Annotated in this window: 21 protein-coding genes and 3 tRNA genes; 8 read left to right on the top strand and 16 right to left on the bottom strand. The window is 67.0% G+C overall.

Going from position 1 to position 19,653, the window contains the following annotated elements:
- The first annotated feature begins 4 nt into the window (after positions 1–4).
- Positions 5–850, top strand: coding sequence for a 3-mercaptopyruvate sulfurtransferase (gene sseA / locus ABOZ73_RS18670; protein ID WP_369059600.1), 846 nt, complete (start codon positions 5–7; stop codon positions 848–850).
- On the top strand, positions 850–1,362 hold the full coding sequence (locus ABOZ73_RS18665; protein WP_369059599.1) for a GNAT family N-acetyltransferase: 513 nt from the start codon (positions 850–852) through the stop codon (positions 1,360–1,362). Before sseA ends, ABOZ73_RS18665 begins: the two co-directional genes overlap by 1 nt.
- A 557-nt stretch (positions 1,363–1,919) precedes the next feature.
- Here the strand turns inward: ABOZ73_RS18665 and ABOZ73_RS18660 are convergent.
- A complete protein-coding gene (locus tag ABOZ73_RS18660; RefSeq protein ID WP_369059598.1) occupies positions 1,920–3,008 on the bottom strand; it encodes an amino acid ABC transporter substrate-binding protein in 1,089 nt (362 codons plus the stop codon).
- Positions 3,009–3,091: 83 nt separating this feature from the next.
- Between ABOZ73_RS18660 and metC the strand changes: the two genes are divergently transcribed.
- The 5 genes from metC to ABOZ73_RS18635 all read left to right on the top strand — a co-directional run bounded on the left by metC (position 3,092) and on the right by ABOZ73_RS18635 (position 7,018).
- Entirely contained in the window at positions 3,092–4,249 is a 1,158-nt protein-coding gene (gene metC / locus ABOZ73_RS18655) for a cystathionine beta-lyase (RefSeq protein WP_369059597.1), read from the top strand.
- 117 nt (positions 4,250–4,366) lie between these two features.
- On the top strand, positions 4,367–5,110 hold the full coding sequence (locus tag ABOZ73_RS18650; RefSeq protein WP_369059596.1) for a hypothetical protein: 744 nt from the start codon (positions 4,367–4,369) through the stop codon (positions 5,108–5,110).
- A gap of 23 nt (positions 5,111–5,133) precedes the next feature.
- Positions 5,134–5,826: a cell wall hydrolase gene (locus ABOZ73_RS18645; RefSeq protein ID WP_369059595.1), complete on the top strand. Its 693-nt coding sequence runs from the start codon at positions 5,134–5,136 to the stop codon at positions 5,824–5,826.
- An 86-nt stretch (positions 5,827–5,912) separates the two neighbouring features.
- A complete protein-coding gene (locus ABOZ73_RS18640; protein ID WP_369059594.1) occupies positions 5,913–6,335 on the top strand; it encodes a DUF5991 domain-containing protein in 423 nt (140 codons plus the stop codon).
- On the top strand, positions 6,335–7,018 hold the full coding sequence (locus ABOZ73_RS18635; RefSeq protein WP_369059593.1) for a thermonuclease family protein: 684 nt from the start codon (positions 6,335–6,337) through the stop codon (positions 7,016–7,018). The genes ABOZ73_RS18640 and ABOZ73_RS18635 overlap by 1 nt, the downstream gene beginning before the upstream one ends.
- On the opposite strand, the gene ABOZ73_RS18630 is transcribed toward ABOZ73_RS18635, so the two are convergent.
- The 11 genes from ABOZ73_RS18630 to ABOZ73_RS18580 form a co-directional block, all read right to left on the bottom strand.
- Positions 7,000–7,533, bottom strand: a complete 534-nt coding sequence (locus tag ABOZ73_RS18630; RefSeq protein WP_369059592.1) for a dihydrofolate reductase family protein — start codon at positions 7,531–7,533, stop codon at positions 7,000–7,002. The genes ABOZ73_RS18635 and ABOZ73_RS18630 overlap by 19 nt on opposite strands.
- Positions 7,534–7,567: 34 nt before the next feature.
- Positions 7,568–7,644: transfer RNA gene (locus tag ABOZ73_RS18625), tRNA-Arg, on the bottom strand.
- A gap of 50 nt (positions 7,645–7,694) precedes the next feature.
- Positions 7,695–8,000 (bottom strand): ETC complex I subunit, encoded by a 306-nt coding sequence (locus tag ABOZ73_RS18620; protein WP_369059591.1) that lies wholly within the window; start codon positions 7,998–8,000, stop codon positions 7,695–7,697.
- A gap of 23 nt (positions 8,001–8,023) precedes the next feature.
- Positions 8,024–8,100, bottom strand: a tRNA-Pro gene (locus tag ABOZ73_RS18615).
- 123 nt (positions 8,101–8,223) lie between these two features.
- Complete coding sequence (locus ABOZ73_RS18610; RefSeq protein ID WP_369059590.1) at positions 8,224–8,865, bottom strand: cold-shock protein; 642 nt, start codon at positions 8,863–8,865, stop codon at positions 8,224–8,226.
- 164 nt (positions 8,866–9,029) lie between these two features.
- Positions 9,030–9,104 (bottom strand) — tRNA-Glu (locus ABOZ73_RS18605).
- A gap of 63 nt (positions 9,105–9,167) precedes the next feature.
- Entirely contained in the window at positions 9,168–10,985 is a 1,818-nt protein-coding gene (gene recJ / locus ABOZ73_RS18600) for a single-stranded-DNA-specific exonuclease RecJ (protein WP_369059589.1), read from the bottom strand.
- 81 nt (positions 10,986–11,066) lie between these two features.
- On the bottom strand, positions 11,067–12,017 hold the full coding sequence (gene glpX, locus ABOZ73_RS18595) for a class II fructose-bisphosphatase (protein ID WP_369059588.1): 951 nt from the start codon (positions 12,015–12,017) through the stop codon (positions 11,067–11,069).
- Between the two features lie 52 nt (positions 12,018–12,069).
- The gene (locus ABOZ73_RS18590; protein WP_369059587.1) at positions 12,070–13,359 is read right to left on the bottom strand and encodes a homoserine dehydrogenase; all 1,290 of its coding nucleotides are present in this window, start codon (positions 13,357–13,359) and stop codon (positions 12,070–12,072) included.
- Positions 13,360–13,374: 15 nt separating this feature from the next.
- A complete protein-coding gene (locus ABOZ73_RS18585; RefSeq protein WP_369059586.1) occupies positions 13,375–14,595 on the bottom strand; it encodes an LL-diaminopimelate aminotransferase in 1,221 nt (406 codons plus the stop codon).
- 119 nt (positions 14,596–14,714) lie between these two features.
- Positions 14,715–15,056, bottom strand: a complete 342-nt coding sequence (locus tag ABOZ73_RS18580) for a hypothetical protein (RefSeq protein ID WP_369059585.1) — start codon at positions 15,054–15,056, stop codon at positions 14,715–14,717.
- Positions 15,057–15,231: 175 nt separating this feature from the next.
- Between ABOZ73_RS18580 and phaC the strand changes: the two genes are divergently transcribed.
- Positions 15,232–17,178: a class I poly(R)-hydroxyalkanoic acid synthase gene (phaC, locus tag ABOZ73_RS18575; protein ID WP_369059584.1), complete on the top strand. Its 1,947-nt coding sequence runs from the start codon at positions 15,232–15,234 to the stop codon at positions 17,176–17,178.
- Between the two features lie 108 nt (positions 17,179–17,286).
- On the opposite strand, the gene ABOZ73_RS18570 is transcribed toward phaC, so the two are convergent.
- The 4 genes from ABOZ73_RS18570 to rplM form a co-directional block, all read right to left on the bottom strand.
- Positions 17,287–17,424: a hypothetical protein gene (locus ABOZ73_RS18570; protein ID WP_369059583.1), complete on the bottom strand. Its 138-nt coding sequence runs from the start codon at positions 17,422–17,424 to the stop codon at positions 17,287–17,289.
- A 186-nt stretch (positions 17,425–17,610) separates the two neighbouring features.
- Positions 17,611–18,558, bottom strand: coding sequence for an N-acetyl-gamma-glutamyl-phosphate reductase (argC, locus tag ABOZ73_RS18565; protein ID WP_369059582.1), 948 nt, complete (start codon positions 18,556–18,558; stop codon positions 17,611–17,613).
- Positions 18,559–18,653: 95 nt separating this feature from the next.
- Positions 18,654–19,127 (bottom strand): 30S ribosomal protein S9, encoded by a 474-nt coding sequence (gene rpsI / locus ABOZ73_RS18560; protein ID WP_369059581.1) that lies wholly within the window; start codon positions 19,125–19,127, stop codon positions 18,654–18,656.
- Positions 19,128–19,130: 3 nt separating this feature from the next.
- Complete coding sequence (gene rplM, locus ABOZ73_RS18555; RefSeq protein ID WP_369059580.1) at positions 19,131–19,604, bottom strand: 50S ribosomal protein L13; 474 nt, start codon at positions 19,602–19,604, stop codon at positions 19,131–19,133.
- Positions 19,605–19,653: the final 49 nt, after the last annotated feature.

Here is a 19,653-nt window from a genome sequence, read left to right as displayed (position 1 = left end):
TCCCATGTCGAATGATCCGCTCGTCTCCACCGCCTGGCTGCACGAGCGTCTTTCGGCTCCGGACGTAAAGGTCGTCGACGCCAGCTGGTACATGCCGGCCGAGGCCCGCGACCCGAAACGCGAATACGCGCAGGCCCACATTCCCGGCGCGGTATTCTTCGACATCGACACGATCGCTGACACGGCCAGCGACCTGCCGCACATGCTGCCCTCCCCGACCGAGTTCGCCGCGTCAGTGGGCGCCCTGGGCCTGGGCGACGGATCGACCATCGTCGTCTATGACGGGGGCGGCTTCCGCGCCGCCCGCACCTGGTGGGCCTTCCGCGCCATGGGCCATGACAAGGTCTTCGTGCTCGACGGCGGCCTGGCCAAGTGGACCGCCGAGGGCCGCCCGGTGGACGACCTGACGCCCGCGCCGCAACCGCAACCCTTCACCCCGCGCCTCACCGCCGACCTCATCCGGGACAAGGACCAGGTGCGTGACGCCGTCGACACCGGCAGCGAGCAATTGGTCGACGCCCGCCCCGCCGCCCGCTTCACCGGCGAGGCGCCGGAGCCCCGCGCGGGTCTGCGCGGCGGCCACATGCCCGGCGCCCGCAGCGTGCCCGCCTCGGCAGTCATCGCATCCGACGGCACGCTGCTCCCGACGGACAAGCTGAAGGCCGTGTTCGAGAACGCCGGCGTCGATCTGACCCGGCCGATCGTCACCACCTGCGGCTCTGGCGTGACGGCTTCGATCCTGGCCCTTGCCCTGCATCGCCTCGGCCTGCTCGACGTGGCGGTCTACGACGGCTCCTGGACTGAATGGGGCGGTCTGCCCGACGCGCCCGTGGTCACCGGCCCGGCCTGATGGACGGCTACGTGATCCGCCCGGCGAGGTCGGCGGACCTTGCGATCCTGCAGCAGATCGAGGTTTCAGCCGGCGAGCCCTTCCGCGAGACCGATCTGGCTTGGGTCGCCGATGATCCGCCGCCGAGCCTGGACGACCTCCAGGCTCATCTGGGTCACGACGCCCTGTGGGTGATCACCCGGGATGATCGCCCCGTCGGCTATCTGGCCGGCGAGGTTCATGGCGATCTGGCGGTGATCCATCAGGTGTCGATCCACCTCGACCACCATCGCCGGGGCCTGGGCGCGAAGCTGATCGAGACCGCCATCAGCGCGGCCCGGCATGCGGGCGCGAACGCCATGGGCTTGACCACCTATCGCGATATCCCCTGGAACGGGCCGTATTACGCCCGTCTTGGATTCATCGAGGTCACGGGCGCGGATATTCCGTCGACGCTACAGACCATGCGCGACCAGGAAACCGCCGCCGGCCACGATCCGGCGCTGCGCAGCGTCATGGTCCGCCGGCTCTAGGCTATCCCCTCGCCCCCTTCGGGGGAGAGGGTAAGGGTGAGGGGGCGCTGAGGTTCAACGGGCAAGGCGATGCAAGCGGAACTGCCGCATGCCCGTCACCCCCCCTTCCCACAGGCGGGGAGAGGCGAAGACTTATCCGCCCCGCTCATCCCTCCCGTACTCTTCCCCCGTCTCCGCCACACGGAAGGGCGCTCGGCCAGCGCCGGCCGTGGCGGGGATGTGATCGAGCGGGAAGCGCTTCGGCGGGCGAGCCTCATTGGCCCTGTCGGATGTCGCAGGCGTGGAACCCCGGCGTCCGCGCGGTCCGGGACCTCCTCGCTGGAGGAGGCCCGCCCGTCAGGGCCTTTGCTCGGAGATCTGTAGTCCTCTGAGGAGCCCCCAGACACGATCGCGCGGAGCGGAACGACCTGCGTCGAACCTGGCACTCCAAAGTCCCATCGCCTGACGCAGGTCAGGCCGCTCCGCCGCCCTTCCAACCTTTCGGGATTCTCCCGGGGGGACGATGAATCACGCCCCCCTTTTCCATCGAGGGAGAAGGAGGGAGTTAGACGCCCGCTCTAGCGGAACGGGGCGGCGTACAGCAGTCCTGGCTGCGGCGCGTTCCACAGCGCGTTCAGGCCCCGCTCCAGCCGCAGCGGCAAGTCCGTGCCGACGTTGCGGCGGAACACCTCGCCATAGTTGCCGACAGCCTGGATGGCGCGGAAGGCGAAGGCGTCGTCCAGCCCGACCTTGCCGCCATAGCCCGCCTCGACACCCAGTAGGCGGCGAACTTCCGGCACGGCGGAATCCTCGGCCAGTTCGCCGACGTTCTTGGAGGTCACGCCCAGTTCTTCCGCCAGGATCAGGGCGTTCAGGGTCCAGCGCACCAGATCGGTCCAGGCCGGATCGTTCTGCCGCACCGCCAGGGCCAGGGGCTCCTTGGAGATCACGTCCGGCAGGATCACGTGCTGGGACGGATTGCTGGCCACCGACCGCGCCGACGCCAGGGCCGAAATGTCGGCGCTCAGCACGTCGCAGCCCTCGGTCTGGTAGATCTCGCGCGCCTTCTCGTTCGAGGTGGCGGGCACCGCCGTATAGGTCAGGCCGTTGGCGCGGAAATAGTCCGCGAGGTTGTTCTGGCTGGTCGAGCCGGACTGCACGCAGACCCGCGCGCCGTTCAATTCCAGCGCGCTTTGCAGGTTCAGGGATTTGCGGGCGAGAAAGCCTTGGCCGTCGTAGTAGGCGACGCCCGCGAAATCGACACCCTCGCCGGCGTCCCGGCTATAGGTCCAGCTGGTGCTGCGGGTCAGCAGGTCGATCTTGCCAGTGCGCAGAAGCTCGATGCGGTTGTCGGCCGTGACCGGCACGAAGTTGACCGCATTGCCGTCGCCGATCGCCGCCGCGGCCACCGCGCGGCACAGGTCGACCGAGAAGCCGCGCCAGACGCCGCGATTGTCCTTGAAGGAAAAGCCGGAAAGCTCCTGATCGACGCCGCAGTTCAGGCGGCCCCGCGCCACGACCGCGCGCAGGGTTTCGCTCTTGGCGGCGAGGTCTGAGGAGACCGGCAACTCCTTGCCCGGTCCCGGCGCCGGCGTCTTCGCCGCTCGCTCGCAGGCGCCCGCTGTCAGGGCCAGCAGCATCGAGACGACGACTACGCGGTGGGACACGAAACTGCTCCTTCGTCCTTGACCGGCAAGGCGATATGACGCCTCGCTGTTTCAAGTTTGTATGGCCGAGTACGTCAACCCAAATGGATGAAGAAACCCGTCTGATCCGCGCCGGCGCCAAAATTGGCGACCTTGCCCGCACCGTGAACCCGCCCGTTCAGCGTGGCTCGACGGTGCTGATGCCCGACGCGGCTTCGCTCTATGACGACGGACAGAAGACCTACGGCCTCGAAGGCTTCGCCTCGCACGACGCCCTGGTCGAAGGCCTGTGCGCTTTGGAAGGCGCCCGTGACGTCCAGCTTTATCCCTCTGGCCTGGCGGCGGTCACCGCGCCGCTGATGGCGCTGCTGAAAGCTGGTGACGACATCCTGGTGGTCGACAGCGTCTACAAGCCCACCCGCCGCTTCGCCGGCGATCAGCTGGCCCGCTTCGGCGTCACCACCCGCTACTATGACCCTGGCTTGACCGCCGACGCGCTCATGGCCCTGGTCCAGCCGCGGACCCGCTTGATCCTGCTTGAGGCTCCCGGCTCCCTGACCTTCGAGATGCAGGACATTTCAGCCATCGCGGCGGCCGCCAAGGCGCGCGGCGTCCTGACCATGATCGACAACACCTGGGCCGCCGGCCTGCTGTTCAAGCCGCTGGCCCATGGCGTCGACATCAGCGTCCAGGCCCTGACCAAGTACATCGGCGGTCATTCGGACCTGCTGATGGGCTCCGCAGCCACCGTGGATCCAGAACTCGGCCGCCTGCTGAAGGCCGGCTTCACCAACGCCGGCTGGGGCGTCTCGGCCGACGACGCCTATCTGGCGGTGCGCGGCTTGCGCACCCTCAAGACCCGTCTCGACCGCCATGGCCACAGCGGCCTGGTGGTCGCCCACTGGCTTGAACGCCAGCCGGAGGTGCTGCGCGTCCTGCATCCGGGGCTGGAAAGCGATCCTGGCCACGCCTTGTGGAAGCGCGACTTCACCGGCGCCTGCGGTCTGTTCGGCGCGGTCCTGCGCCCCTCGTCCAACAAGGCTGTGCTGGCGTTCCTCGATGCGCTGGAACTGTTCGGCCTCGGCTTCTCCTGGGGCGGATACGAGAGCCTGGCGATCCATTGTGATCCGCAGGTCCGCTCCAGCCGCCCGAACCTGGAGCTCGGCGGGCCGCTCATTCGCCTGCACGTCGGCCTCGAAGGACCGGACGACCTGATCGCCGATCTGCGTCAGGCTCTGGACGTCTACGCCGCCAGCTTCTGAAGCGCGGCGCATGCGCGCACCCGTAGCTCTACGGGATGCGCGTAAACCTTATCACGACGATCTTGCGGTACAGGGACCGTCACTCATCGGGCGAACACCCGCATCCGAGGACGCCTCTTGGCCACTTACAGTATCAACACAAGAAACGCCGAGACCGCGTTCAAGAACGCCCTGCGCGTCAACACCCTGACGCTGGAGCTGCAGAAGACCGCGGCCCTGGTCACCACGGCGGTCGCCATCGACGGCTGGACCCCGCGTCAGGTCGCCTGGCAGATGTTCGACGTGACCAAGGACACCACCTCGGTCGCCCTGGGCGCCTATCAGTTTTACACGGGCCTGACCCCGACCGGCCCCGGCCTGGATTGGCTGGTCAACTCGTCAGCCAATCTGACCGACCTGAACGACGGCTATTATCGCCGCTTCAGCCTCGAGAACCGCTACATCAACTTCTCGGCCAACCTCGGCCTGGCTGGCGAAGGCCGCGACTTCTTCTTCGCCAACTACAAGCACCTCACCTTCGCCCAGGCGGTGGAGAAGGCCTACGACGTCATCATCGGCTTCCAGTACGCGTCGAGCGCGGGGATCGAGCCGGGCGACGCCATCAACGACATCATCTCGCGCCAGGCCTATTTCCTGGACTTCGCGGCGCAGCGCATGCCGACCCATGATCGTGATCTGGCCGCCAAGGCCGCCATGGTCGGCTACATCATGGCCGAAGCCATCAAGGCGGAGGTGGGCGTCTACGCCCGCTCCATCGAGAACTTCTATCTCGACATCGCCGACGGCACGGCGGAGCATCACGTCAACCTGATCGCGGTGTACGGGCCTGATTCCCGCATCGACGACATGGGTTGGGGCTAAGGGACTTTAGGGGGACGAAGATCGTGGCCGTCGCCTACGTCCGCACCCGATCCGTCGTCCCCGCCCTGGCCGGGCTGGCCGCCCTCTGTGGGATCGCTGGCTGCACCTACATCTCGCCGCCCCAGACCCTGGCTGAATCCGTCGCCGCTGATCCGATGCTTCGGGGACGCCTGGGCGACGGGCCGCGCCTGCGCCGCCTGACGGACGAGGACTTCATCGGCCGCCCCATGGACAGCGCCATCCTGCGCCAGGTCCGCACCGCCATGTCCGGCGGCGAGCGCGAGTGCCTGGCCCAGGCCGTCTATTACGAGGCGCGCGGTGAGAGCGAGGCCGGACAGGCCGCCATCGCCGCCGTGGTCATGAACCGCGTGCGCAGTCCACGCTATCCCAAGTCGGTCTGCGAAGTGGTCTTCCAGGGCGCGCCGCGCCGAGGCTGTCAGTTCAGCTTCGCCTGCAACGGGGCCATGCTGGCCTCGCCTCCGCACGGCGCCGCCTGGCGCAAGGCGCGCAAGGTCGCCGACGCCGTCATGGCCGGCGAAGCGGGGCATGAAGTCCGCGGCGCTCTCAGCTTCCACGCCGACTATGTCAGCCCGTCCTGGGCCGCCGTCCTGCCCCGCATCACCCAGATCGGCCGCCACACCTTCTATGGCGCGGCCAGGAAGATGAAGGTCGTCCAGACCATGCCCGAGGCGACGCAAAGCCCGCCGATCGAATAAGGCCGGCGGATTTGATTGGCATCGCTCCTTGAGCCTGCAAGGTTGTTCGGCGTTGAACCAACACCTTCCGCAGCAAGGCGTGCTTCATGTTCAGTCTGATATCCGCCGCCTCGGCGCTCCTCCTGGGGGCGACCTCGCCGGCGTCGGAATGGAACGGGACCTATACATATACACATGATGGCGGCCGCACGGCCGGGGGCTCGCCCATCCTGGTCACCTGGCGGCTGACCCTGAAGGATGGCGCCTGCGCGTTCGCGGGAGACGGTTTCCAGACCCAGGAGGCCTTCAGCTGCACCCTCAGCCCCTCCCCTCAAGGCCTTGAGGTACGCTTCCTCAGCTACCCGCCGCCGTCCGCGGGCAATCGCTTCGGGGTCGAGGTCTACAAGCCCGGAACCTCGCTCTTCATCCTGTCGAAAACGGACGGCAAACTGCTGACCCGCTGGACCGGCTTTGTCCCCGACGAGGGCGTGACGCGCTCGCCGGCTCCGTATTTCCAAAAGGTGCGCTGATGCCGATCTCCAAAACCTGGCTGGCGCTCGCGGCCGTTGCCGGCGTCGTGGCGCTTGGGGCCGTCGCCTATGAACAGGCCCGGCCAAAGGTGCACCCGATCAAGGAGGCTGACGCGCTCAAATACGCGCTCAACTCCACAGATCACGTACCGGAACTCGTCTCGCCCGAAGCCGCCACAGATGATCGCGCCGACACGCGCGCCGACCTCTTTGGCCGCGCGCAGGTCATCGATGGCGACACGCTGAAGATCAATGGCGTGGAGGCGGACCTGTGGACCATCGAGGCCCCTGAGCTGGCGCAGACCTGCGAGGACAAGAACGGCAAGGCCTGGGCCTGCGGCGAGGCCTCCCGTGCGCATCTGGAAAAGCTGATCGGCGGCCGTCAGGTCGCCTGCCGCCCCGAAGGACCGCCGCCGACCAACGGGCGGTGGCTTGGCGTCTGCTACGTGTCCGACACGCCCTGTCAGGGCGATACCGGCCATTGCGAGTCGGACCTGGGATCCTTGAACCTGGCGCAGGTGACGAACGGCTGGGCCGCCGATTTCGAGGGTCAGTACGCCGACAACGAGAACGACGCCCAGGAGGCCAGGCTTGGCGTCTGGGCGGGCCGCTTCGAGACGCCCAGCGAGCGGCGCTCGCGTGAGGCCCAAGTCCAGGCTGAGCCTCAGGACGCTGGAACGTAAGTCAGTCGGATCACGTCGTCGCCCATCGGATCGCTGCCGGTAAGCCGCAGCGGCGGTCGCGGGCCGGCGAAGTATGGCGTGCCCCGCCCCAGAACCACGGGATGCAGATAGATCCGGTACTCATCGATCAGGCCGAGGTCAGTGAGGCTTCGCGCCAGGTCCGGACCGGCGACCTCGATCTCCCCCTCGCGCTCGGCCTTCAGCGTACGGATCGCGGTCTCCAGATCGCCGTCGACTAGCGTGGCGTTGGGACCGACGGAGGTCAGCGAGCGTGAAACCACCCATTTGTGCTGGCTGCGCCACGCGGTCGCGAAGGCGCGCCGATCCGCATCCCACTCAGGATGATCCTCATCCCAGTAGCTCATGATCTCGTAGATCTTGCGGCCGTAGAGGCTGCCGACCTGCCCCTGGGCTTCCTTGATGAAGTGGCGAAAGAGCCCAACGCTGGGCGCGAACGCCATGTGGTCGACATAGCCGTCCAGGGACTGGTTCATTCCAAAGACGAGCTTGGCCATATCCGCTTCCCTTACAGACGCGTTCGCGCGGCCGTGGCGCCCCCGGCAGGATTCGAACCTGCGACCGTCTGCTTAGAAGGCAGATGCTCTATCCAGCTGAGCTACGGGAGCGAAGCCGCGCGCTTGAGGATGCGGGCGCAGCGCCGGCGCATCCAGAAAAATCAGTGCGTCCAGGGGAACTTGCGGTTGGTCGCGAAATTGTCGGCGTAGGCCTTGATGATGCGCTTGGGCGTCTTCGGCTCGATCAGCTGGAACGGCAGGCCGTGCTTCTGAGCATAGGCCACGGCCTCATCGCGGTTCTCGAACTTCAGGCGCACCTGGCCGTCCATGTCGGTCGACTGCGTCCAGCCCATCAGCGGGTCAGCCTTGCGGGCCGAGGCCGGGGCGAACTCCAGCACCCAATCCTTGGTCTTGGCCTTGCCAGACTGCATGGCCGTCTTGGCGGGGCGGAAGATGCGCGCGAGCATTGAACTAGTCTCCGTCTTCCCGATGGTCGGGGCGGCAGGATTCGAACCTGCGACCCTCTGCTCCCAAAACAGATGCGCTACCAGGCTGCGCCACACCCCGACATCGGTGGGCGCGTTCTTGCCACGCACATCGCTGCGCCGCAAACGAAACGCCTGCTTGGACGTGGAAAAGTTCAAATGCGTGGAACGCGCGGCGGGCGTGATCGCCCGCCGCGCGTCCAGGTCAGGCGTAGCCCGAACCCTCGATCTCGGCGACCACGAGACCCTTGGGGCCCTCGGCGAACCGGACCATGACGTCGTCGCCGGGCTGGAGATCCTCCAACCCGCTGCGGCGCAGGGTCTCGATATGCACGAAGATGTCGCCCGGCTCACCGTCTCGGACGACGAAACCATAGCCCTTGGTGCGGTTGAACCACTTCACCTTGGCCCGCTCCAGCGGACCACGCGGGCCGGCCGGACGACGCGGCGGCGGGGACGAAAAGCCCCCGCTGCGACCGCGGTCATAACCGTCTCCACGATCCCGACGGAACCCACCCCCGTGGCCCTCAGAATCGTCGAAAGCCCTGCGCGGACGCTCCTGGACCGGGGCGGCGGTGCTTTCATCGAGATCGACGACCTCGGACACCTGCCAGCCCTTGGGCCGCTTGATCACGTCACAGACGATCATCGAGCCTTCCGGCGCCGCCTCACGTCCGCTGTTGCGCAATGAAGTGATGTGCAAAAGCACGTCGCGCAGACCGGTTTGGCCGGGGTCATCGGGAACGATGAAACCGTATCCCTTGCCTGCGTCGAACCACTTGATCTTCCCGCTGATGCGCACCGCTTCTTCGTGCGCGCCAGCCCCCTCGAAATCAAAACCAGACATTCGCCCCTCTGGCCTGTCCCCAAAGCCCTCCTTGGACAGGCGCGCAGGGAAACAGTGTTATCGACGGCGGGCGACCGTCAACCAGATTTGGCGCAATTACGCCTTAATGTTTCGAAGACGTGACATTTCGACGCGAAAATCTCGCGGCGCTGTCAGAGGCCTCGTGGCAGTCCCTAGGGGAATCGAACCCCTCTTCCCAGATTGAAAATCTGGTGTCCTAACCGATAGACGAAGGGACCGCGGCGAGGAGCCGGGGATATAGCCGCCTCATTTTTGGGGCGCAACCCCTTAATCCAGAAAATTCAGGCGGTCCGGATACGGGGATCGTAGGCGTCCTCGATCTCCAGCTGGACCCCCTCGCGGCCCATATAGTCATCGGGCTTCAGGCGTCCGGCCACATGCAGAGAACCTTCGCCGGAAAGCAGCCGGCGGCCCAGATCCGTCTCCTCGCAACGCCAGGCCACGGCCTTCAGCTTGGCGCCGTTGGCGTCCACCAGGGTGCAGCGCAGGTGCCCGCCGCGCATGGCCATGGGCCGATCGACGCGGACACCCGACAAGGCGAACATCGGCTCGGGATTGCCCGGCCCGAACGGGGCCAAAGCCTGAAACTCGTTGAGCAGAGCGCGGTCCGCAGCGCCGGGCCGGATCAGGGCGTCGATGTCCAACGGCTCGTCGCCAGCCGCTTCGCGCTCCACCGCCAGCTTCTCTTCCAGGAACGCCCGCAGCTCTGGGATCAGGGCCGGCCGCATGGTCAGGCCGGCCGCCATGGCGTGCCCGCCACCCGCCATCAGCAGGCCGGCCTCATAGGCGCCCTGGATCGCCTTGCCCAGGTTCATGCCGCTCTGCGAACGGCCGGAGCCCTTGCCGACATCGGCGGCGCGATCGACGCCGATCACCACGACCGGCTTACGGTAACGCTCCCGCAGCCGTCCGGCCACGATGCCGATGACGCCGGGATGCCAGTCGTCGCCCGCCACCACGATCACCGGCGCTTCGGGATCGAAGTTGCTGTCGCGTTCGATGACCAGCACCGCCTGGTCGATGACCTCGCGCTCCACGTCCTTGCGCTCGGCGTTCAGGGCGTCGAGTTCGGCGGCCAGGGCGGCGGCCTCGACCGGATCGTCGGTGGACAGCAGGCGCGTGCCCAGGTCTGAGCGGCCGATGCGCCCCCCGGCATTGATGCGCGGCCCCAGGATGAAGCCGGCATGGAAGGTCGTCGCCGGCCCCGTGCCCTTGGCCACGTCCAGCAGGGCCTTCAGCCCGGGATTTGCCCAGCCGGACATCACCTTGAGGCCCTGGGCCGTCAGGGCGCGGTTGAAGCCGACCAGCTGCGTCACGTCGCAGACGGCGCCCAGGGCGGCCAGGTCCAGCCATTGGCGGATGTCGGGCTCGGCCCGGTCGGCGAACAGGCCGCGCTTGCGGGCTTCGCGGTTCAGGGCGGCCAGCAGGACGAAGGTCACCCCCGCCGCCGCCAGCACCCCTTGCCCCGACACGCAGCCCGGCCGGTTCGGATTGACCACGGCGGCGGCCTTGGGCGGGTCGTCGCGCATCAGGTGGTGGTCGATCACCACCACCTCCAGCCCGATCTCGGCCGCGTAGTTGATGGCGTCATAGGCCGCCGCGCCGCAATCGACGGTGACGACGAGATCGGCCCCCTCCTCCCGCAGACGGCGGAAGGCGGCGGGGCTGGGGCCGTAGCCCTCCTTCATGCGGTCGGGAACATAGATCGCCAGTTCCCGCCCCATGGCCCGGAACCAGCGGACCAGCTGGGCGGCGCTGCTGGCGCCGTCCACGTCATAGTCGGCGAACACCACGGTGCGCCGACCATCCACCACGGCGTCGATCAGGATCTCCGCCGCCCGATCCATGTCGGTGAAGCAGGACGGATCGGGAAACAGCGCCTTCAGGGTCGGCGACAGGAAGCTGTCGAGGGTGTCGATCCCCACGCCCCGCGCGGCGATGGCCCGCGCCAGCGGCTCCGACAGCCCCATCTTCAGTTGATGCGAGCGTGCGGCGGCGGCGTCCGCCGGCCGCTCACGCCAGATGCGCCCGGTCAGCGACCGGGTGACGCCGAGAAAGGCGTCCATGGCCGGCTCGATGGTCTCAGCCGGCTCACCCATGGCGAAGACCGCCCTGTCCGCAAGGAATCATCCGGACAAGATAGGCCCGCATCGCCGGTAAGTAGAGAGCGTCGAAAGAGCTCAGGCTTTGCGTCGTAGGCGCACTTCACGCACTTCGCCGGTGGCGGAATCCATCACCAGCGTATGGGTGTGAACCATGCCGTCCTTGAACACGACGCCGTCGAGCAGCGCTCCCGGCGTCACGCCCGTGGCGGCGAAGATGGCGTCGGCGCGGACGATCTCGTGCAGGTCGTACTTCTTCTCCAGGTCGGTGATGCCCCAGCGCGCGGCGCGGGCGCGCTCGTCGGCGTTGCGGAACATCAGGCGCCCCTGGAACTGGCCGCCCACGCACTTCAGCGCCGCGCAGGCTAGAACGCCTTCCGGGGCGCCGCCCTGACCGATGTACAGATCGACGCCGGTGGCCGGATCGGCGGTGTTGATCACCCCCGCCACGTCGCCGTCGGTGATCAGATAGACCCGCGCGCCGACGCCGCGAACGCTGGCGATGATCTCGGCGTGACGCGGGCGGTCCAGGACGCAGACGGTGATCTGGGTCGGATCGACGCCCTTGGCCTTGGCCACGGCTTTGACGTTGTCGGCGGGCGAGGCGTCCAGATCGATGACCCCGGCCGGCAGGCCCGGACCGCAGGCGATCTTGTCCATATAGGTATCGGGCGCGTTCAGCAGCGTGCCCTTGGGCGCCCAGGCCATCACAGCCAGGGCGTTCGGCATGGCCTTGGCGGCCAGGGTTGTGCCTTCCAGCGGATCAAGGGCGATATCGATCGCCGCGCCGCCGCGTCCCACCTTCTCGCCGATATAGAGCATCGGCGCCTCGTCGCGCTCGCCCTCGCCGATCACGATCTCGCCGTCGATGTTCAGTTCGTTCAGCGCATTGCGCATGGCGTCGACGGCGGCCTGGTCGGCCGCCTTCTCGTCGCCGCGGCCAACCATGCCCCAGGACGCGATGGCCGCGGCCTCGGTCACGTGAACCGCATCCAGGACCAGATTGCGATCCAGAGGATTGGAACTCATGAAAAGACGTCTCCTGCCCTGCGTGGGCTGCCTCCGCCTATCCTGGCGGTTATCAGATGCGCGCGATGCGCAAGTGGCGCGGACGCTCTAGCACAGCCGGCAGCCTTTCGATGCGGTTTATCGCTTCCGTAACGGAAGCCTCCGACGCCGCATGGCTGATGAGCACGATCGGAACACCGCCTGCATCCTCAACAGGCTTTTGCAGGAAGCTGTCGATGGATACCCCGCACTCGGCCAGGGTCTCGGAAACCGCGGCGATCACACCCGGCTGATCCTTCACCAGGATGCGCACATAGGCCTTCTCGAAGCGGTGGCTGGCGTCGACGGCGACGAACGGCTCCAGCGTTCCGGCCGGGGCCTGGAACACCGGACGCACCGCGCCGGTCATCACATCGGCGATGTCGGCGGCCACGGCGGCGGCGGTCGGACCAGCGCCGGCGCCGGGCCCCTGCAAGAAGATGCGCCCGATGCGCGAACCTTCCAGGAAAAGAGCGTTCAGCGCGCCGTTGGCCTGCGCCATCGGGTGGCTCAGCGGCGTCAGCGACGGGTGGACCCGCACCGACACGCCCTCCTCGCCCTTCTCCACCGAGGCGATCAGCTTGATGCGGTAACCCAGATCCTTGGCCAGACGGATGTCCAGAAGATCGACCTTGTCGATGCCCTCGATCTCGGCGGCGGCGAAGTTGGGCGCGCAGCCGAAGGCCAGGGCCGCCAGGATGGTGATCTTGTGGCCGGCGTCGAAGCCGCCCACATCCATGGTCGGGTCGGCCTCGGCGTAGCCCAGGCGCTGCGCCTCGGCGAGGACGTCGCCGAAGGTGCGGCCGGCGGCCTCCATCTCGGTCAGGATGTAGTTGCAGGTGCCGTTCAGGATGCCGGCGATGCTCTTCAGCTCTTCGCCGACCAGGGCCTCGCGGACCATCTTCACGGCCGGCACGCCGCCCATGACCGCCGCCTCGAACAGCAGCGGGACATTGTTGGCCTCCGCCAGGGCGGCCAGCTCCGCGCCATGCTCGGCGATCAGGGCCTTGTTGGCGGTGACGACGGGCTTGCCGGCCTTCAGCGCCGTCTCGACCGCCGCCTTGGCCGGGCCGTCGGAGCCGCCGACCAGCTCGACAAAGACGTCGATGTCGGACGAACCCGCCAGGGCAACCGGATCGTCGAACCAGGTCAGGCTGGAGATGTCGACCGGGCGCGGACGGGTGCGCGAACGCGCCGACACCGCCGTCACCACGGCCTTGCCGCCAGCCGGAGCGTAGCCCGGCTTGTCGTTCAGGAATTGCAGCAGGCCCGCGCCCACGGTGCCCAGGCCCGCGACGCCAACGCGCCAGGTCTTGTCAGTCATACTCGTTCCCCAGGCTTATTGGGCGGCCATGGCGTTGTGCGCCCGGCCCAGGATTTCGTCGGAGTTCCCGAGGAACTTCTTCACGTTGCGCGCGGCTTGACGGATGCGGTGCTCGTTCTCGACGAGACCGATGCGCACATAGCCCTCGCCGTATTCACCGAAGCCGACGCCGGGAGCCACGGCGACGCCGGCCTCCTCGATCAGCAGCTTGGAGAACAGCATCGAGCCGGCTTCGCGATACTGCTCGGGGATCTTGGCCCAGGCGAACATCGAGGCCGGCGGGCTCGGAATATCCCAGCCCGCGCGCTTCATCGACGAAACGAGCGTGTCGCGGCGGCTCTTATAGATCGCGCGGATCTCGTCGACGCAGTCCTGCGGGCCGTTCAGCGCCGCGGCCGCCGCCACCTGGATCGGCGTGAACGCGCCATAGTCCAGATACGACTTCACCCGCGCCAGCGCCGCGCAGATGCGGGCGTTGCCGACCACCATGCCGACGCGCCAGCCGGCCATGGCGTAGGTCTTGGACAGGCTGTTGACCTCGACCGCGATGTCCTTGGCGCCATCGACCTGCAGCACCGACGGCGGCGGGTTGTTGTCGAAATAGATCTCGCCATAGGCCACGTCGGAGATCACGAGCAGGTCGTGCTTCTTCGCCAGGGCGACGGCGTCCTTGTAGAAGTCCAAATCCACCCACTGGGCCGTCGGGTTCGACGGGTAGGACAGGATCAGGACGCTGGGCGGCGGCGCGGAATGCTTCACCGCGCGGCTGACGCCCGCCAGGTACTCCTCCGGCGACAGGGCCGGCACATGGCGGATCACCCCGCCGGCCATGATGAAGCCGAAGGCGTGGATCGGATAGGCCGGGTTCGGGCAGATGATCACGTCGCCCGGGGCCGTCAGGGCGTTGGCCAGGTTCGCGAAGCCTTCCTTGGAGCCGAGAGTCGCGATGACCTCCGTGCTCGGATCCAGCTTCACCCCGAAGCGGCGGCCGTAATAGTTGGCCATGGCCTTGCGCAGGCCCGGAATGCCCTTGGACGCCGAATAGCGGCCGGCCTTGGGATCGGTGGTCGTCTCGACCAGCTTGTCGACGATGTGACGCGGCGTCGGCATGTCGGGATTGCCCATGCCGAAGTCGATAATGTCGGTGCCTTCGGCGCGCAGGCGCGCCTTGATCTTGTTTACCTCCTCGAACACGTACGGCGGAAGGCGGCGGATACGGTGGAAATCGGTCGTCATGAAGAGCTCAATGCGCCATCCGGGCGCGGCGGGAGCGAAAGTCGCGCATGGATAGACCCCCAGCGGGGCCTAGCCAAGCAGGTTGCGAGAAGATTTTGCCTCCGCCGAAGCGCTGAGGGTCAGCGCGGGGACGGAGGCGGTGTAGCTCGCTCGCGTGCTGCGCGCACAAAGGCCGCCGTATCGGCGGGCGTGGTGACGGCCGGCGGCGGGGTCGCGGCGCGGCGACCCGAGGCGGCGTAGCTCTCGGTCTCCTTCAGGGTGAAGGTTTCCGGCCCGGTTTCGGCGGTGACCCGACGGCCGGCGGCTTCTGAATTCTGGACGGCGGCACGCCATTCGCCCGCACCACGGACGTCGGTCGGCGCCTTGGGGATATCGGCGACGTTGGGATACTCGCCCGGCTCGGCGGCGACGCGCGCGGCTTCCTGCGCCAGGGGCGAGGAAGCGCTCGTGACCTTCGGCATGGCGCAGCCAGAAACCATCGCCAGAACCGCGATGCCCGCGGCCCCTCGAATCGTCTGGTCAAAAATCCGCTTTGTGGCGTTCATATCGTCTTCGCTCTTATGCGATGATCGTAACGAACGAAAGGGCGAGTGCGTTCTGTTGACGCCGGAAAGCACCGCGACGGGAGAGACGACCATGGCCGACGACGCTCCGACGCGCAAAACCGCCAAACCAAAGGCCGCGCCGAAGACGGCCAAGCCCAAGACCCCTCCCAAGGCTCAGGCCGAAGCGCCCAAGGTCGAGGCGCCTAAGGCCGAAATTCCCCCGGTTGGCGAAAACCCGGCCGCCGACTTCTACGCCCTGATGACGCCCGAGCAGCGAAAGGCGATGGAGACCCTATCCCTGAACCTGGCCAAGGCGGCCATGACCGCCCAGGGCGCCATCGCCGAGGCCGCCCTGCGTCAGGCCGACCGCCCAGCCGCCCTCAGCCCCGATCCTTTTCATGTCGCCCCCGCCCTGACCGAGGTCATGGGCCGCCTGGCCGCCCAGCCGGATCGCGTCATGCGGGCCCAGGCCGACCTGTTCACCCAGTATCTGGAGCTGTGGCGCAGCGCCGCCCAGCGCATCGCGGGCGAGCCAGCGCAACCCGTCGTGGCCCCGGCCAAGGGCGACAAGCGCTTCAACGATCCCGACTGGTCCGAGCATCCGATGTTCGACCTGATGAAGCAGTCCTATCTGCTCAGCGCCAACTGGCTGAACAGCCTGGTCTCGGGGGTCGAGGACGTGGACCCCGCCGCCAAGCGCCGGGTCGAGTTCTTCACCAAGATGCTGACCGACGCCTTCTCGCCGTCGAACTTCCTGTTCTCCAACCCGGCCGCCATGCGCGCGGCGGTGGAGACCCAGGGCGAGAGCCTGGTGCGGGGCATGGAGAACTTCGCCGCCGATCTGGAGCGCGGCGGCGGCCAGCTGGCCATCAGCCAGACCGATCTGGAGAAGTTCAAGGTCGGCGTGAACGTCGCCACCGCCCCGGGCAAGGTCGTCTATCAGAACGACATCCTGCAGCTGCTGCAGTTCTCGCCCACGACCGATCAGGTCCACGAGATTCCGCTGCTGATCTTCCCGCCGTGGATCAACAAGTACTACATCCTCGACCTGCGGCCCGAGAACTCGATGATCCGCTGGCTGACGTCCCAGGGCTTCACCGTCTTCGTCGCCTCCTGGGTCAATCCGGACGCCACGCTCGCGGCCAAGACCTTCGAGGACTACATGTTCGAGGGCGTCTATGACGCCACCGCCCAGGCCATGAAGCAGTGCGGCGTCGATCGCATCAACACCGTCGGCTACTGCATCGGCGGCACCCTGCTGGCCTGCGCCCTCGCCCACATGGCGGCCAAGGGCGACAAGCGGATCAATTCGGCCACCTTCTTCGCCGCCCAGGCCGACTTCGCCGAGGCCGGCGACCTGCTGTTGTTCACCGACGAGACCTGGCTGAAGGAGATCGAGGCGCGGATGGACGCCGACGGCGGCTTCCTGTCCAGCCAGTCCATGGCCGACACCTTCAACGCCCTGCGCGGCAACGACCTGATCTGGTCGTTCTTCGTCAGCAACTACCTGCTGGGCAAGGAGCCCAAGCCCTTCGACCTGCTGTTCTGGAACGCCGACCAGACGCGGATGCCCAAGGCCCTGCACCTATTCTACCTGCGCAACTTCTACCAGCGGAACGCCCTGGCGCGCGGCGAGCTGGAGCTGGGCGGCGAGATGCTAGACCTGTCGAAGGTCGAGACGCCGATCTACGTGCAATCCTCCAAGGAGGACCACATCGCCCCGTTCCGCAGCGTCTATCGCGGCGCGCGCTGCTACGGCGGCCCGACCACCTTCACCATGGCCGGCTCGGGTCATATCGCCGGGGTCATCAATCACCCAGACGCCAACAAGTACCAGCACTGGACCAACGCCCACCTGCCCGGCGCCGTGGACGGCTGGATCGCCGAGGCGGAGGAGCACGCCGGCTCCTGGTGGCCGCACTGGGCGGTCTGGCTCAAGGAGCGCTCGGGCAAGCTCATTCCGGCGCGCGATCCGGCGACGGGTCCGCTCGCCCCGCTGGAAGACGCGCCTGGTACATATGTACAGGTGCGGAGTTAAAGGCTTAGAAGTCTCAAAACTCCGTCTTCGCCCGACTTGTTCGGGCGACCCATTCCGTGACAGTCACTGATTGAGCCTTAGATACAGGTCGGCCCAATCAGGGTTCATCTATTCGATTAGATTGATCTTCCAGGCGCGCGGGTACTTCTTGAGCCGTTTCTCGCGTCGGATGACCTCAGTCATACGATCGTGGACCTCGTACCAAACGAGGCGCTTCACGCCGTAGCGCGAGGTGAAGCCGTCCATAAGACTCTCGCGGTGCTCATAGGCTCGTCGCGCGAGATCAGCCTAACGCCTATGTACAGCGTTCCGTTCTTCTGGCTCACCATGATGTAGGTGGCGATAACGCCGTCCCGCGTGACCATGCCTGACAATCTACGGCATGGGTCGCCCGAACAAGTCGGGCGAAGACGGAGAGTGGCGCGCCCCCCCCTACAGCCCCGCGCCTTCGTCCAGGCCGAGCATGATGTTGAGGTTCTGGACCGCCGCGCCGGAAGCGCCCTTGCCCAGGTTGTCGAGCAGGGCCACGAGCCGCGCCTGACCAATGGTGTCGGAGCCGAACACGAAGAGCTTCATGCGGTTGGTGCCGTTCAGGCCCTCGGGGTCGAGGGTCTTCAGGTTCTTGGCCTCGTCCAGCGACGCGACTTCCACGAACCGCTCGCCGGCATAGTGGTCGCTCAGCGCCTTATGGATGGAGGCCAGGCTGGCGGCGCCCGGCAGCAGAGACAGGTGCAGCGGCACCTCGACCAGCATGCCCTGGGCGTAGCGGCCCACGGCCGGGGCGAAGATCGGGCGCGTGAACAGGCCGCCGTGGGTCTGGATTTCCGGCACGTGCTTGTGGCCCATGCCCATGGCGTAGATGCGGTAGGCGTCGTGCGTGTAGTTCTCGGACGAGGCGTCCTCGAAGTCGGCGATCATCGCCTTGCCGCCGCCGGAATAGCCCGACACGGCGTTGATCGAGATCGGATACTCGGCCGGCAGGATATCGGCGCAGACCAGCGGCCGGATCAGGCCGATGGCGCCGGTGGGATAGCAGCCAGGGTTCGACACCCGCTTGGAGGCGGCGATCTTCTTGCGCTGCTCCTTCGACATCTCGGCGAAGCCGTAGGCCCACCCTTCCGCCGTGCGGTAGGCGGTCGAGGCGTCGATGACCTTCACCTCGGGATTGGTGATCAGCGAGACGGCTTCCTTGGCCGCGTCGTCGGGCAGGCACAGGATCACCGCGTCGGCGCTGTTCAGCATCTCGGCGCGCGCGGCCGCGTCCTTGCGGCGCTCCGGATCGATGGAGATCAGCTGGATGTCCGTGCGGCCGACCAGCCGCTCGCGGATCTGGAGGCCGGTGGTGCCGGCTTCGCCGTCGATGAAGACCTTGGGGGCCATGCGCGCCCTCCCCTGTCGTAGAGTTCAGCCCAAAGAGAAAGGGCGCTCCGGTTTCCCGAAGCGCCCCATCCAAACGCGGAGTATCCGCGCGAGTTTTAGCGCTTCGAGAACTGGAAGCTACGGCGGGCCTTGGCCTTGCCGTACTTCTTACGCTCGACGACGCGGCTGTCGCGGGTCAGGAAGCCGTGCGGCTTCAGGACGGCGCGCAGGGCCGGCTCGTAATAGGTCAGAGCCTTGGACAGGCCGTGACGCACGGCGCCGGCCTGGCCCGATAGGCCCGAACCGTTGACCGAGACGATGATGTCGAACTGGCCCAGGCGATCAGCGATCTGCAGGGGCTGGGCGATCATCATGCGCAGCACGGGGCGCGCGAAGTAGATCTCTTGGTCACGGCCGTTGATCGTGATCTTGCCGGTGCCCGGCTTGATCCAGACGCGGGCGACGGCGTTCTTGCGCTTGCCGGTGGCGTAAGCGCGGCCGTACTGGTCGATCTGCGGCTCGGCCGGAGCAGCGGCTTCCGGGTTGCTCGACAGGCTCGCCAGAGCCTCAAAGCCTTGCGTATCGGTCATGGCTTAGTTGCTCCGGGTGTTCTTGGCGTTCAGCGAGGCGAACGCGATCGTTTCGGGGCTTTGCGCCTCGTGCGGGTGTTCACCGGCGTTGTAGATGCGCAGGTGCGTCATCTGCTTGCGAGCCAGCGGGCTTTCCTTCGGCAGCATGCGCTCGACGGCCTTTTCCAGAACGCGTTCCGGGAAACGGCCAGCCAGTTGCTTTCCGGCGGTGATTTCCTTCACGCCGCCCGGGTGACCGGTGTGGCGGTAGTAGATCTTCTGCTCGAGCTTACGGCCCGTGAACTTCACCTTGTCGGCGTTGATGACGACGACGAAGTCGCCGCAGTCAACGTGCGGGGTGTAGTCGGGACGATGCTTGCCGCGAAGACGCATGGCGATGAACGAAGCCAGACGACCGACAACGGCGTCCTGGGCGTCGACCACGATCCACTTCTTCTCGACCTCGGCGGGCTTCAGCGAAGCCGTGGTCTTTTGCATGGGACTGATCCGTAAATAGCTTGAGGCCGAAACCCCGCTAGATGCGGTC

This window comes from Caulobacter sp. 73W, assembly GCF_041021955.1.
In the GTDB taxonomy this organism is placed as follows: Bacteria; Pseudomonadota; Alphaproteobacteria; order Caulobacterales; family Caulobacteraceae; genus Caulobacter.
This window is presented reverse-complemented; position numbering and strand designations above follow the sequence as displayed.